The sequence below is a fragment of the Ruegeria sp. CDSA141 genome (assembly GCF_059612005.1).
Genome location: NZ_JBXWPT010000001.1, coordinates 115055 through 128025, shown reverse-complemented (window position 1 = coordinate 128025; position 12971 = coordinate 115055). Strand labels below are relative to the sequence as shown.

Below are 12971 nucleotides of genomic sequence, written 5' to 3'. Positions count from 1 at the left end.
CCGCTTTTTGCCAAGCTGGTTCTTCCCAAAATTGGCGGTGCGCCGGCAGTTTGGACCACCGCAATGCTGTTTTTCCAAGTGGTGCTGATTCTCGGATATGTGTACGCACATCTTTTGACCAAATTTCTGCCCTTGCGCTGGCAGATCGTTACCCATTTTGCCCTCTGGGTCGCAGCGCTGACTTTCCTGCCGCTGTCCACCAGCGAAAGCTGGAGCTATAACGCCACGACCTCGACCGCAGTGCAAACGCTTGGCCTGTTCGCCGTAGGTGTAGGTGTACCTTTTGCAGTGTTGTCGGCAAATGCGCCCCTGTTGCAGTCATGGTACGCCAAGTCGGGCGGGCCGTCGGCGGATGATCCGTATTTCCTTTACAGCGCCAGTAATGTCGGATCATTGCTGGCGTTGCTGGCTTTCCCCCTGGTTGCAGACCCATTTTTTGGGGCCGCTGAGATCAGCCGCGTGTGGCGGATCGGCTTTGTGTTGTTCGGGGCGCTCTTGCTTGGCAGTGGCATGATCGCCCTGCGGGGGTCACGTCACACAGAGTCGTCGGTGCAAACAGCACTTAAAGCCAGTTTCCCCACCCTGCGGCAAATAGCTATCTGGGTGTTCGTCGCATTCATTCCCTCCTCATTGATGCTGTCCTTCACAACGCGGGTCAGCACGGACCTTGGTGCTCTCCCGCTGATCTGGGTCGTTCCGCTGGCGGTCTACATCCTGTCCTTCATCATTGCCTTCGCCAAATGGAAACACCTGACGCTTGACGCTTTGAACCTGCCTATGCTGGCGGCGCTGGCGGCGGGTGTCGTACTGGTGTCCAAAGTGGTCAGCGAACATGACGCGCCGGTGGTCATCCTGCTCTATGTCCCGGTGTTGTTCGTCATCGCTCTTTTTGCACATCGCCTGCTTTACGACATGCGTCCGTCAGCCGAGCAGTTGACCGTGTTCTACATTGCCCTTTCCGTGGGCGGAGCGATTGGCGGGTTGTTCAACTCGATCGTTGCGCCAATTGCCTTCACACGTGAGTTGGAGGCGCCAATCACCATGATCCTGGCCGGAGGATTATTCCTTGTCCGCGCGCCGGGATTTGCCCTTCGCCACGTCATCATGGGCATTGCGGCAAGTGTTTTCATCCTCGTCATCGCGGGTGCGACACGGGGCGTCGCGGCCCTGAGCGCGGACATCCCGCGCGCAGGCGCCCTGTTCGTGCTGATATTTGCAGTACTGTACCTGTTCCGGACTCAGGCCTTGCGTATCCCGGTGGTTCTTGCCGTCGTTCTGCTGCCTGCATTTGCAGTAAAGAACAATCCGGTGTTCGAAGACCGCAGCTTCTTTGGTGTGCATTCGGTGTATTCAAGTGAGGGCTACCGCGTCTACAAGAACGGCACCACGGTGCATGGCTGGCAACGCGAATCCGAATATGGCACTCGGCCCACACCGCTGTCCTATTATCACCCCGAAGGACCAATGGCGCAGGTCATCACGTCAGATTTCGGCAAACAATCCAGCAGCATCGGAATAGTTGGTCTGGGAACAGGGGCGCTGGCCTGTTACCGGCAGCCTTCGCAAAACTGGGACTTCTTCGAGATCGACGCGACTGTAGACCAGATCGCACGCGACCCTTCGCTGTTCACCTATCTGTCTGAATGCACGCCCGATTCAGAAACCCATCTGGGTGATGCCCGGATCGTCCTGAAGCAAAGGCCATTTGCCTTCGATATCCTGGTTTTGGATGCTTACAGCTCGGACGCGATTCCGCTTCACCTGATCACACGGGAGGCGGTAGAGATGTACACGAGCCGCCTAGCCGACGATGGGGTTCTGGTGTTCCACATCACGAACCGGTTCTACGATCTGGTCCAGCCTTTGGCACGAATTGCCGACAGTTTGAACCTGACAGCTGCGCATCAACGGCTGGCCGTGGGTGAAGAGCAGGTTGAAACCGGAGCCGCCACCAGCAGCGTTGTGATCCTGAGCCCGGACAAATCCCGAATTGAGAGTTTTGTGCAGGACGGAAACTGGCAAGTCGTTGAAACCGACGGCGCGCAGCCGTGGACCGATGACAAGGCAAACTTGCTCTCGGCGCTGAAACTGCTGAAGAACCGGAATCACTAAAGCAGGACACCTGCGCTGACCATGGCCGGTGCGATCCGGGCCGTGGGCGTCAAAACGTCTGTGGCATCAGCGACGCTTTGCCGGTAAAGGTCCGGCAACGAAGGACGATCAGATGCTGAAAACCCGGATCATTCCCTGCCTTGATGTTGCCGATGGCCGCGTGGTCAAAGGCGTGAATTTCGTTGGTCTGCGCGATGCAGGCGATCCCGTTGAATCGGCCAAGGCGTATGACGCCGCAGGCGCGGACGAGATCTGTTTTCTGGACATCCACGCCACCCACGAAAACCGCGGCACCATGTTCGATGTGGTACAGCGCACAGCCGAGCAGTGCTTTGTACCTCTGACAGTCGGCGGCGGCGTTCGTACCAAGGATGATGTACGCGCCCTGTTGCTGGCCGGGGCAGACAAGGTCAGCTTCAACTCGGCTGCCGTTGCCAATCCCGATGTGATCGCGGAATCGGCAGATCAATTCGGCAGCCAGTGCATCGTCTGCGCCATCGACGCGAAAACTGTCAGTCCCGGCAAGTGGGAGATTTTCACCCATGGCGGACGCAAGCCCACGGGCATTGACGCGGTAGAGTTCGCAAAAACCGTTGTCGCCAAAGGCGCCGGTGAAATCCTGCTGACCTCGATGGATCGCGATGGCACCAAGGCTGGCTTCAACCTGCCCCTGACACGCGCGATTTCCGATGCAGTCGACGTGCCGGTAATCGCAAGCGGCGGTGTCGGCAATCTGGACCATCTTGTCGAAGGCGTCACCGAAGGCGGCGCGAGTGCAGTGCTTGCTGCCTCGATCTTCCATTTCGGCGAATACACGATCCGCGAAGCCAAAGAACATATGGCCGCCGCTGGCATTCCGATGAGGCTGACATGAGTATTCTACACGACCTTTCTGCCACGATTGAGACGCGCAAAGGGGCGGATCCGGATTCAAGCTGGACAGCCAAGCTGCTTGCAAAGGGTCCCGAGAAATGCGCCGAGAAATTTGGTGAAGAAGCCATCGAAGCCATTATTGAAGCCACGAGGGGCGATAAGGCCAAGTTGACCGCTGAGGCGGCAGATGTTCTGTACCACCTGCTGGTCATGCTGGCCGCGCGAGACGTAGCGCTGGAGGATGTCCTGGCTGAGCTTGCGCGCCGTCAGGGCGTCAGCGGCATTGCCGAAAAAGCCGCCCGACCCAAAGGGTAAGGACCGGGTTCCGCGCCGTTACAATGGCCGCTATACTCGGGCGTCAGACTGACAGGCCGAGGGCGCGACATGATCCGAGTACTGATGCTTGTGGCAACACTTGCTCTTGGTGCAGCTTGCTCTGCACCTCCCGCCTCGACCGGGGATGAGGTGCAACGCCTGACAGCCGAGATTCAGCTGCTTGGCCCAGATATCGATCCTGAAGAGGCCCGCCGGGCAGCGCAGGTCGCCTATTCCTATACCGCGCAGCTGGTGGGCGAATACCAGATCACCGATCCGCCGCTGATCCACAATGCAAAGGTCAACAAGGGCTTGCGCCCGCGTGGTCTGTGCTGGCATTGGGCCGAGGATATTGAACGTCGTCTGAAACAGGAAAACTTCCAGACGCTGGAGTTGCACCGCGCCATCGCCAACGCCGACAATCCGCTGAGGATCGACCACAGCACGGCGATTATCAGTCGCAAGGGAGAGTCGCTGTATGAGGGCGTCGTGCTGGACCCCTGGCGCTATGGCGGGGTGCTTTTCTGGTCTCCGCTGGTCGAGGATACCCGCTATGAGTGGGTGCCACGTGACGTCGTGCTGGAAAAACGACGACAGGAACAGGTGGCCCGGCTGAAGCCATACAAGCCTGAAACGCCTTAAAGCTTGGACGAGATGATCCCGGTCGAAAACCCGCCCATGCGCAGCTCGCCAAACAGGCGCTGATATTCGATCTTAGGGCAGCGGTTCATCACGACATCTACACCGCGGGCCTCGGCCTTGGCTGCTGCTTCGGGGTGTTCAACCCCGATCTGCATCCAGATTGTGCCTAGCGACGGGAAAGCGTCCAGCGCTTCATCCACTATGGGAGGCACGGCCTCGGATCGACGGAAAATGTCTACCATGTCCACGGGTTCGGATATCTCCGAAAGGCTGCCGCGTACCGTCTGGCCAAACAGGTCTTTCCCGACATGGCCCGGATTGACCGGGATCACGTTGAAACCTTTCAACGACAGGTAGCGGGCGACGTAATAGCTGGGTCGCACCGGGTTCATGGACACCCCAACAACGGCAACGGTCTTGGTGCGTTGCAGAATGGTTCTCAGGTGCTGATCGGAATAGTGGGGCATGCCCTATCCTTAGCAGGGTTCCAAAAAGAAAAAAGCGCCCAAGAAGCCTTGGGCGCCAGTTGTTGGAACGAGGGACAGTGAAATGACCCGCGGCAGTTCCGTTCCGCGGTCACTGTGACATTTAGGCATATCTTTGTTAAAAAAAAGGGGGCACGCGCATTTTTGTGATGACTCTTCACAATTATCTGATTCCCGCTCATTCCCGATAGAGGGCCGCCGGCCAGTTTTGTTCAGCCATCTCAATGTATTCCGCCTGATCCTGCTGCCAAACCTCCTCGATCTCCTTCGAGTGCGTCAGGTAAAGACGACCATCCACAACTTTCCAGGCCTTGGGGTCTGTACTCTTCAGAACCCCCATCGCCATCGCATAAGAACAATAACCGCCAAACTGCGGTGCGAAAGCACGGGGATTGCTTTCAAAAAGTTCGCGGTTCTCCTGCGAGGTGAAATGCCAACGCGCCCCTTTCCACATTACTGAATTCTCGGGCATGCCTATTATGGGCGTAGAACTGTCGAAATAGGACACGGCATCATACCCGGCCAACGCCACCCCTTCGGTGGTGTAATAGACCGGCATATCTTGCGCGTAGGTGGCAGGAGCCAGAAAAAAGGCGCACAGCGCGCCAAGTGTGGAACGTCGGGTCAGCATTGTCATGTCAGAATCTGAATTCACTGGGGTATCAAGATGCAATTTTTTGCTGCATGCGGAACCCCTGTTGACGTGGATGTGAACGATCTTCACCCAAATACGTTCAATCAAAGATATCTTCGATCACATCCCAGGCTTCATCGAAAACGCGCGAGAACATGCTCTTTTTCTTCTTTTTTCGCTTGGTCTTCCGCGAAGGAGTGTGAGAAATGGCAGATCGCACCGATTTGGAAGGCGCAGCCTTCCGCTTTGGCAGCATCTTCAGATCGTGCAAAGGGGCGCCACAATTGGAACAGCTCAGCTCGTGCCGCTCTTTGCCTCTCAGGACCAAGGCAGCCCGGGTCCCACAATAGCAGCAGGTCGCGATTTTTGATGGACCGGAAATAGCGCTCTCCTTTTTTGTCAGGGCCGGGATGCATATAAGGCGATTGCCGCCGCATTTGAGACATTCAGCGATCCGAACCCCCCAGCTGCGTCAATTTTCACCAATTGATCCACGGTTTCCTTCGTCTTTTGGCGCAATCCCGGGCCTTCCGCTCCCAGAACAAGTGCGACGGGGCGGTCCCGACCGTCGCTTAGCGCGCCTTCGATCGTTACATCTGCTTCACCGTCCAGCCCAAGGACCAGAAAGCCCATATTCTGTAGTTCAACAATTGTGTCGGCGAGGTTGCGCATCCGCAGATAGGGTTGACGCTCCAGCGCGCCGCTGGCGGTTTTTGCCAGTGCCCCGGTCTCAGGCGCGGAATGGTGGCGCGTGCCAATCACGGCACTGGCACCCAGAACTTCGGCCGAGCGCAGAATCGCGCCGACATTGTGCGGGTCTGTGACACGGTCCAGAAGAATAACGCGCGGGTTTTCCCGACCGATGCAGTTTTCAGCCAAACCGCCCCAGTCCAGTGGCTTCACCTCCAGCGCGGCCCCCTGATGCACCGAACCTGCATCAATGGGCGCCGTAAACTTGCGCGGATCAACCATCTCGGGTTCTATACCAGAGAATTCAATCGCTTCCGCCAGTTTATCCCGCGCGTTGCGCGTTACGATCAGGCGCAATTTCTGCCGATTTGGGTTCATCAAAGCATCGCGAACCGCATGCAGACCGAACAGCCAGACGGTTTCAGCAGCCGCAGCTTTACGCGCCTGTTCCTTTTCAACGACCCATTTGGGTTTCTTCATTTTTCAGGCCTCCGGGCCAAGAGTTCGGTTTCCTGCGTCAAAGCGAATTTTTCCTGTTGACGCTTCTTTGGTGCGCTAGTAATCACGCCTCCACGTCAGGTGCAACGCCTGACAGTGGGCGACAGGCCGCAAGGTGTGGCAGGGGACTGTAACTCCCTCGCGGAGACGCACGCCTGGTTCGATTCCAGGGTCGCCCACCATCTTTCCAGCAGGTTTCAAAGATGGTCACAATGCCCTGTCAGCACGATTCCGTTACAGGTGCACGCGCACATGCGACTTCAAGGACTCGTAAAAGTTGCGAAACCGGGCGTGGCCCGCTAGTCTGAACACGTTTTTGCGAGGGACTTGTTATGAGACTGCTATTGGCGGCGCTTGCCGTTTGTATCGCGGGCGCAGCGAATGCGCTGACCGTTACATTTGACAACAACTTTCCGAATGATCCGCAAAGCGGGCTGACAACGTTTCAAGGAACCAGCCAGGGTTTCACTTTTGACTATGCCGCTGTCTACAACTTTGGAAATCAGATCAACTTCCACGACGACAACGGCGTGCTGTCAACGGTGGTGCAGGCAGTAAACGGTTCGAAATTCACGGCACAATCCGTGGATCTGTCGGGCTTGTCGCGTGTGTACAAGACCGGATCCGGTCCTGCACCCGCGCTTGGAACGCAGGCTTACAACCAATGGCTCATGGCGGGGACTGCGAAAGTCCCGACCCTGACATTTTCGGGCCTGTTGAACGGTGCCACAGTTGCGACGCAGACGTTCGGACCTTCGGCTTGGAACACATTTGGTTTTTCCAGTGGGTTCACGGCCATTGATCAACTGTTGATCACGCTGAACATCCCCAACGCCGTCAAATTCCCCTTTGGCCTTGGGTCCAATACCGTTTGGTGCGACCAATGGTGTGGCGAATTCAATGTGGACAATTTGCAGGTTGCGCCGGTGCCTCTTCCCGCAAGCGGACTGCTTTTGATCGGGGCGGTTTTGGGCCTGTTCGGATACCGCAGGCTTAAGACAACCTAGTTGCACCCAACACCAAAGATAAGGCGGCGCTGATTGTTTTTCAGCGCCGTTTTTTTCAGTAAGACAACGGTTTGGAAGGTTCTATTCCGCCGCCGGGCGCAGTTCCGAGACCTTGTTGAACCACGCCTCGATTGCATCCAGATCCGCCGGGAGGGCTTGCGCGGAACCATCCGCGAAGGTCTGGAATTTCTCCTCGTTCAAACCGTTCACGCCGACCAGCACCGGGATATCCATTGCCAGCGCTTCGCCGATCACGGGGCGGAACCCTCGACCGTCGGATTCGTGCTTGCCAAATTTGTTGATGATCAGTAGCTGAGGCGCGCCCTCCAGAGAGGCGGTCACATATCCCACCGCCCGTTCCAGCGCTGCCGGGTCCAGACGGCAGCCGCGCGACTGGGTGCCCAGCGACTGCGAAATGCGGATGGTTTCACCGTCAGGCAGCACCCGCACATCCATATCGCATTTGCTGCTGTCGGCGCATTCCGTGTTTGTTTGCACAACACCGGCCAGTTTTGCTCCGGACGCCAGCAGACGTTCCGCGACGGCGCTCAGAAGGCGGTCCGTCGCGCCGCGATCGGTGGTGGTGACATAGGCCAGATGCATCTTGGACCTCTTGTAATTCGTTTGTGACGTCTCAAATAGCACGCAAGGCACCGCCCGGCCACACCCTCGTTTACGGAAGCGGGGACAGACCAATCACAGGAGCGTGCAGGTGAAGCAGAACCGCATAGACGGCAAACGCGGCCAGCCACACCCCGGTACGAGGCCAGGGACGTGGTGCGCACAGTGAGAACCGCGCCGTGTTGCGGGACAAGCGGACCCATTCAAAGCCCATCTCATTCGACTTGCGCCGGTCGACAAGGGCCATGCCCATGACCGCGAAACCTGCAAACAGACCGAACAGAATCACATGTGACAGGCTGCCATTGGCCAGCAGATGTGCCACCGCCCACAGCATCAGCGCGGCAAGGATCGGGTGTCGGGTGGTGCGCAGGATACCGGGCTGCTCTGGATCGAAGGGCCGATTGCCCAGCCCTCCGAAAGAGAACGGGTTCTGAATAATCAGCCCTGCAACAGCTAGCCAGCAGACCATAGGCATGATCAGAACCGGCGCCCAACGCAGCAGCGCGAATGGCGGGATGACCTCGACATAAGGGGCGTTTGCAGCGGCCATGATCAACCACGCCAGGACGGCCAACGACAGAACCGAATAGGCTGTGAAATACCCCCGGCGTCCGAGTGTATCGATCAGCCATCCACGCACGGCGGGCCGAACGGGAATCGCGTGGCTGAGAAGAAATGTAATGAGCGCTGCAAGGAATAGGGCCCAACCGGTCATGGAGATCTCCGCGTTATTGGGGTCGGTCTAGATCAGGATGGCGGTGGTATCCTTGTCCGAAATCAAGTCAGGCATAGGGGCGGGTTCACCGCCCCCGTGCTGTGTTACAACCCAAGCGCCGCACGGCGTTCTTCGGCGAACCCCTGCACGATCCGGTCGGCAATCAGCGCCAGAATCGCCATCGCGGCCCCGGCCGAAATGCCAAGCCCCACATCTGCCTGACCCAGCGCCAGATAGATCGACTGGCCCAGACCCGTGGTGCCGATCAGTGCGGCGATCACCAGCATCGCAAAGGCATAGAGGATGGTCTGGTTCAGTCCCAGCAGGATGGTCGGCGCGGCATAGGGCGCACGGACGTCGCGCATGATCTGCCACTCGGTCGCACCGCTTGAAATCGCGGCCTCCATCATCTCGTCCGGCGTGTTGACCAGCCCGTGCCGCGTGTAGCGGATCATCGGGACGATCGCATAGGCACAGATCGCCAGAAAGGCCGAGAACTCACCGATCTGGAACACCATAAGAACCGGGATCAGGAACACGAACAGCGGGATTGTCTGCAACATGTCGCAGATCGGACGAACCACTTTCCAGACCGGCTCCCAGACCGCGCTGGCAAGACCGATCAGTCCGCCGGCGACCGCACAGGAAAACACTGCCGCACCGCTGAGGTAGAGCGATAGCAGCGCTCTCTCCCACAGTCCCGAAACGAGGATGGTGCAAAGCAGCCCCACACACAGCGCCGCCAGGCGCCAGCCCCCCGCCACCCAGCCCAGAGCAGCGGCACCGGTCAGGACAAAGAGCCACGGCAGGTTGGCAATACCGGTTTCCAACATCCCGATCAGGATCAGGACGATCAGACCTCCTGTCAGCCGACCACGCCAAGCCATCAACAGCGCGATCCCCGCACCTGCGGCGAACAGACCAAAGCTCATGCCCGGCGTCCACTGGAAGCCCCAGGTAAAGGGCAGAACGGCCTGATCCAGACCGATCCGCAAAGGCAGCAGCACATAGAACAGTGAATTGTTCTTGAGCGCATCCAACCATGGGCCATTGGCTTGAGTGAACGCAGTCAGGCCACTGTCCACGGCTTCGGCCATCGGGTCCAGCAAGGTCAGTTCGGATGGGTTCGGCAGCCATGCCGAGAAGGCGGCAGTGAAAAGCACGGCAAACCCCAGAATTGCCCAGACAACACGACTGTCATAACGTTTGCGCTCGGTCGCCAAGGTGCCGCTCATTCTGTCTATCACCACGGCAAAGACCACAATGACCAAACCCGCCATCAGAGATTCCCCGAACTGCGCCTTGCGCATGGTCAGCAGGACCTCCCAGCCGATGTCGTTGAACCCGCCGATGACGGCGGCGATGATCACCATCGACAGCGCCGCCATCAGGCACTGGTTCACGCCTACCATGATCTGCGTCGCAGCCGCCGGGATTTCCACCTGGAACAACTGCTGGAACCGGGTGCCGCCGGACATTATGGCGGCCTCTTTAATCTCGGGCTCGACACGCTCCAGCCCCAGCATCACGTTGCGCGCCATGGGCGGCGCGGCGTAGATGGCCGAGGCGATCAGGCCAACAACAGGACCAAAGCCAAAGAGCAACAACAGAGGCGTGAGATATGCGAAGGTCGGCACAGTCTGCATCACATCCAGAACAGCCTGCACGAAGGATTTGACCCGCGGCACCTCATTGGCGAGGATGCCGATGCCACCACCCAATATCAACGCCACCGGAACGGATACTGCGACCAAGGCCAGCGTGTTCATGCTCTCAGCCCAGTAGCCTGACGCCAACACAAAGCTGAGGCCCAGAAAGCCGAGAGCGGCCATGGGCAAGCCGCCCAGGTACCAGCCCAACGCGGTCACGATTCCGATCAGGATGGGCCATGGTGTGTTGCCAAGCACGTAATTCGCCCAGTTCATCGGATAGGTCATCATATCCGAGAACAACCGCATCGCTGGTTTGATCAGGTTCAGAAACCAGTCCAGAAACGCGCCCACCCATTGGGTTGCGGGCAACTCCCACGCGGCGGGCCATTTGACCAGCCATGGGGCGATGCCCTCCAGAGCAAGGCAGGCCGCACCGACGATAACCGTGATCAGGGCGGCCTTCGCACCCGCCGTCAACTGCGCGCTGCGTTGCGTCGGAAAGTCAGTCAAGGCGGTCATGTTTCATCCACCTGAAGTGCGGCAGCCAGATCAGACGGGTGCACCGTCCCAACGACATTGCCATCGACATCACGCACCGGCACGGGTTCATAAAGTTCCATGCAATGGGCCAGGGCTGCGTCCAGTGTCATCGACGTGGTCAGGCCGGGATCATCCGGGCCACATTCTGCCTCGCTCCGCATGACCGAGGCGACCTTGGCATGCTGCCCCTTGGCGACATCCTTGGAGAATTCGCGCACATAGTCATCAACGGGTCGCAGGACGATATCTGTAGGCGTGCCGATCTGTACGATCTTGCCGTCCCGCATGATGGCGATGCGGTCAGCAAGCTTCAGTGCTTCCTGAATATCGTGAGTGATGAAGACGATCGACTTCTTCAGGGTCGCCTGTATGCGCAGGAATTCGTCCTGCAACTGGCGACGGATCAGCGGATCAAGCGCAGAAAACGGCTCGTCCAGAAACCAGATATCGGGGTTCACGGCCAAAGATCGCGCAATCCCCACACGCTGACGCTGACCACCTGACAGTTGCCGGGGGAAGCTGTCTTCGCGCCCTTCCAGTCCGACCAGCGAGATCACTTCCTGCGCACGATCCAGCCGTTCCTTCTTGCCAACGCCCTGAACGCGCAGAGGATATGCGACGTTTTCAGCAACGGTCATGTGTGGGAACAGGCCGAAATGCTGGAACACCATGCCCAGCTTTTTACGGCGCAGATCGGTCAGGGCCTTTTTTGAGGCACCGATGACGTTTTCGCCATCTACCCGGATCTCACCGCCCGTGCCGGGTAACAGTTGCGAGATACAGCGGATCAGCGTGGATTTACCCGAGCCCGACAGGCCCATGATGACGAACAGCTCGCCTTCCTTGACCTCGAAATTGGCGTCCTGAACGGCTGGGATAAACCCTCGTTCGCGCAGGTCGGTGGCGGCTTTTTCGGCGTCGTTCCCTGACCGAGACAGCGCGTCGGTCAGGGCTTTGTCAGCGCCGGGGCCAAAGACCTGCCAGAGATTCCGGCAGGCGATGGCTGGCATAGTCGCGTCAGTCACTTACGTGCGCTCACTGGGTTGCTGCGTCTACGACCGGACGCCACTTGCCTTCGTTCTCTGCCATCCAGGCGGCGACGACTTCTTCGACCTTTCCGCCGTCAACGTCGATCGCGCCCATCATCGGTTGCTGGTCTTCGACCGCCAGTTGATAATTGGTCAGAATTTCATAGGCGGCCGGCCACTTCTCTTCCATACCGCTCCAGCCAGCTTTGAAAATGCGTGAGGGCGAAAAGTCGCAATCGTTCACCGCGTTCGGGTTCGGACCCCACGCCGGATCGTTAAAGCACGCTTCTTCACCTGCGGGCAGTTCAACGAACTGTACGTCATAGGCAGACATCGCCCAGTGCGGCTGCCAGAATGTGATCAGCAGTGGCGACTTGCGCTCGGTCGAAGCACGAAGTTCGGCGATCAAGGCGCCTTCGGACCCGGCGGGGACAGCCTTGAACGGCAGTTCCAGGCCGACCATACGATCCGCGCCAGGTGTGCCCCAATCGGCCGGATAGTCGACCAGACGGCCACCGGGCAGAGTTTCCGCAGTGGCAAAGACCTGCGCACAGTCTTTCAGCGCTTCCCACGCGGGCAGTCCCGGGCACAGATCGGCGACATGCGCCGGGTATGCGATACCTTCCTTGGCATCCAGGCCAAGATCGCCGATTTCGACAACCGTGCCTTCCTCGATCTTCTTGGCATATTCATCCGACACGTTGGACGACCAGATTTCCAGCGTCGCGTCGATGTCTCCATCGGCCAGCGCCTGGAACTGGTTCATCATACCAGCGGTCACATATTCCACGTTATAGCCAGCTGCCTTGAGCATCTCACCCGCCACATGCGTGGTCACGTGCTGACCAGTCCATTCGTTGATCGCCAGTTTGATCGGCTCGTCCACGGCACCCATATCCGCCGCGTGCGCTGCACTGGCAACGGTTAGGGCCATAAGGCTTACACTTAGTTTTTTCATGGATTTTCTCCCTGTCTTATTTGTTTTGCCCACCCCGGCGAGGTTTTTCCCGCCGGTATCTTTGTCTGATGACAATACCATGCCGCAACATGCACAAGTTCAGTCGGAAAAGGAAAGTGATCAGTTTGTAACGGCGCAGTTTTCTTCCCGCCAAACCGTTGATGTTTCCCCGCAGACGCCGCAAAGGCCCCTGCCCGA

The 12971-nt window shown here is 58.4% G+C and carries 14 protein-coding genes and 1 tRNA gene; 6 read left to right on the top strand and 9 right to left on the bottom strand.

Annotated features, from left to right (window positions below; translation table 11 throughout):
• Nucleotides 1-63 precede the first annotated feature (63 nt).
• The 4 genes from AC2FLP_RS00660 to AC2FLP_RS00645 all read left to right on the top strand — a co-directional run bounded on the left by AC2FLP_RS00660 (nt 64) and on the right by AC2FLP_RS00645 (nt 3942).
• Nucleotides 64-2112 (top strand): fused MFS/spermidine synthase, encoded by a 2049-nt coding sequence (locus AC2FLP_RS00660; protein ID WP_496681411.1) that lies wholly within the window; start codon nt 64-66, stop codon nt 2110-2112.
• Between the two features lie 112 nt (nt 2113-2224).
• Nucleotides 2225-2986 (top strand): imidazole glycerol phosphate synthase subunit HisF, encoded by a 762-nt coding sequence (gene hisF / locus AC2FLP_RS00655; protein ID WP_117872606.1) that lies wholly within the window; start codon nt 2225-2227, stop codon nt 2984-2986.
• On the top strand, nt 2983-3300 hold the full coding sequence (locus tag AC2FLP_RS00650) for a phosphoribosyl-ATP diphosphatase (RefSeq protein WP_299894837.1): 318 nt from the start codon (nt 2983-2985) through the stop codon (nt 3298-3300). Before hisF ends, AC2FLP_RS00650 begins: the two co-directional genes overlap by 4 nt.
• A gap of 69 nt (nt 3301-3369) precedes the next feature.
• Nucleotides 3370-3942 carry a hypothetical protein gene (locus AC2FLP_RS00645; protein WP_117868305.1) on the top strand — a complete coding sequence of 191 codons (573 nt, stop codon included), beginning with the start codon at nt 3370-3372 and terminating at the stop codon, nt 3940-3942.
• Here AC2FLP_RS00645 and AC2FLP_RS00640 read toward each other — a convergent pair.
• The 4 genes from AC2FLP_RS00640 to rlmB form a co-directional block, all read right to left on the bottom strand.
• Nucleotides 3939-4409: a CoA-binding protein gene (locus AC2FLP_RS00640; RefSeq protein WP_496681415.1), complete on the bottom strand. Its 471-nt coding sequence runs from the start codon at nt 4407-4409 to the stop codon at nt 3939-3941. The genes AC2FLP_RS00645 and AC2FLP_RS00640 overlap by 4 nt on opposite strands.
• Before the next feature lie 196 nt (nt 4410-4605).
• Nucleotides 4606-5169 (bottom strand): YHS domain-containing (seleno)protein, encoded by a 564-nt coding sequence (locus AC2FLP_RS00635; protein WP_496681418.1) that lies wholly within the window; start codon nt 5167-5169, stop codon nt 4606-4608.
• Nucleotides 5162-5443 carry a hypothetical protein gene (locus AC2FLP_RS00630; protein ID WP_496681634.1) on the bottom strand — a complete coding sequence of 94 codons (282 nt, stop codon included), beginning with the start codon at nt 5441-5443 and terminating at the stop codon, nt 5162-5164. The genes AC2FLP_RS00635 and AC2FLP_RS00630 overlap by 8 nt, the downstream gene beginning before the upstream one ends.
• 17 nt (nt 5444-5460) lie before the next feature.
• Nucleotides 5461-6231, bottom strand: a complete 771-nt coding sequence (gene rlmB, locus AC2FLP_RS00625; RefSeq protein WP_496675613.1) for a 23S rRNA (guanosine(2251)-2'-O)-methyltransferase RlmB — start codon at nt 6229-6231, stop codon at nt 5461-5463.
• Between the two features lie 116 nt (nt 6232-6347).
• On the opposite strand from rlmB, the gene AC2FLP_RS00620 reads away from it, so the two are divergent.
• Nucleotides 6348-6431, top strand: a tRNA-Tyr gene (locus AC2FLP_RS00620).
• Between the two features lie 150 nt (nt 6432-6581).
• Nucleotides 6582-7256, top strand: coding sequence for a VPLPA-CTERM sorting domain-containing protein (locus AC2FLP_RS00615; RefSeq protein ID WP_496681420.1), 675 nt, complete (start codon nt 6582-6584; stop codon nt 7254-7256).
• Nucleotides 7257-7337: 81 nt separating this feature from the next.
• On the opposite strand, the gene AC2FLP_RS00610 is transcribed toward AC2FLP_RS00615, so the two are convergent.
• From AC2FLP_RS00610 to AC2FLP_RS00590, 5 genes are all read right to left on the bottom strand, one after another.
• Nucleotides 7338-7859, bottom strand: a complete 522-nt coding sequence (locus AC2FLP_RS00610; RefSeq protein ID WP_299894852.1) for a DUF2478 domain-containing protein — start codon at nt 7857-7859, stop codon at nt 7338-7340.
• 70 nt (nt 7860-7929) lie between these two features.
• Complete coding sequence (locus tag AC2FLP_RS00605; RefSeq protein WP_496681422.1) at nt 7930-8595, bottom strand: NnrU family protein; 666 nt, start codon at nt 8593-8595, stop codon at nt 7930-7932.
• Between the two features lie 104 nt (nt 8596-8699).
• Nucleotides 8700-10766, bottom strand: a complete 2067-nt coding sequence (locus AC2FLP_RS00600) for an ABC transporter permease (RefSeq protein WP_496681425.1) — start codon at nt 10764-10766, stop codon at nt 8700-8702.
• The gene (locus tag AC2FLP_RS00595) at nt 10763-11812 is read right to left on the bottom strand and encodes a quaternary amine ABC transporter ATP-binding protein (protein WP_299894861.1); all 1050 of its coding nucleotides are present in this window, start codon (nt 11810-11812) and stop codon (nt 10763-10765) included. The genes AC2FLP_RS00600 and AC2FLP_RS00595 overlap by 4 nt, the downstream gene beginning before the upstream one ends.
• Nucleotides 11813-11822: 10 nt before the next feature.
• Complete coding sequence (locus tag AC2FLP_RS00590) at nt 11823-12773, bottom strand: ABC transporter substrate-binding protein (protein ID WP_117868296.1); 951 nt, start codon at nt 12771-12773, stop codon at nt 11823-11825.
• Between the last annotated feature and the right edge of the window lie 198 nt (nt 12774-12971).

What these genes read in the sequence shown, in the direction of transcription:
- AC2FLP_RS00660 (WP_496681411.1), top strand. Translation starts at nt 64, where the DNA reads ATGCTGTTTTTCCAAGTGGTGCTGATTCTCGGATATGTGTACGCACAT.
- hisF (WP_117872606.1), top strand. Translation starts at nt 2,225, where the DNA reads ATGCTGAAAACCCGGATCATTCCCTGCCTTGATGTTGCCGATGGCCGC.
- AC2FLP_RS00650 (WP_299894837.1), top strand. Translation starts at nt 2,983, where the DNA reads ATGAGTATTCTACACGACCTTTCTGCCACGATTGAGACGCGCAAAGGG.
- AC2FLP_RS00645 (WP_117868305.1), top strand. Translation starts at nt 3,370, where the DNA reads ATGATCCGAGTACTGATGCTTGTGGCAACACTTGCTCTTGGTGCAGCT.
- AC2FLP_RS00640 (WP_496681415.1), bottom strand. Translation starts at nt 4,409, where the DNA reads ATGCCCCACTATTCCGATCAGCACCTGAGAACCATTCTGCAACGCACC.
- rlmB (WP_496675613.1), bottom strand. Translation starts at nt 6,231, where the DNA reads ATGAAGAAACCCAAATGGGTCGTTGAAAAGGAACAGGCGCGTAAAGCT.
- AC2FLP_RS00615 (WP_496681420.1), top strand. Translation starts at nt 6,582, where the DNA reads ATGAGACTGCTATTGGCGGCGCTTGCCGTTTGTATCGCGGGCGCAGCG.
- AC2FLP_RS00610 (WP_299894852.1), bottom strand. Translation starts at nt 7,859, where the DNA reads ATGCATCTGGCCTATGTCACCACCACCGATCGCGGCGCGACGGACCGC.
- AC2FLP_RS00605 (WP_496681422.1), bottom strand. Translation starts at nt 8,595, where the DNA reads ATGACCGGTTGGGCCCTATTCCTTGCAGCGCTCATTACATTTCTTCTC.
- AC2FLP_RS00600 (WP_496681425.1), bottom strand. Translation starts at nt 10,766, where the DNA reads ATGACCGCCTTGACTGACTTTCCGACGCAACGCAGCGCGCAGTTGACG.
- AC2FLP_RS00590 (WP_117868296.1), bottom strand. Translation starts at nt 12,773, where the DNA reads ATGAAAAAACTAAGTGTAAGCCTTATGGCCCTAACCGTTGCCAGTGCA.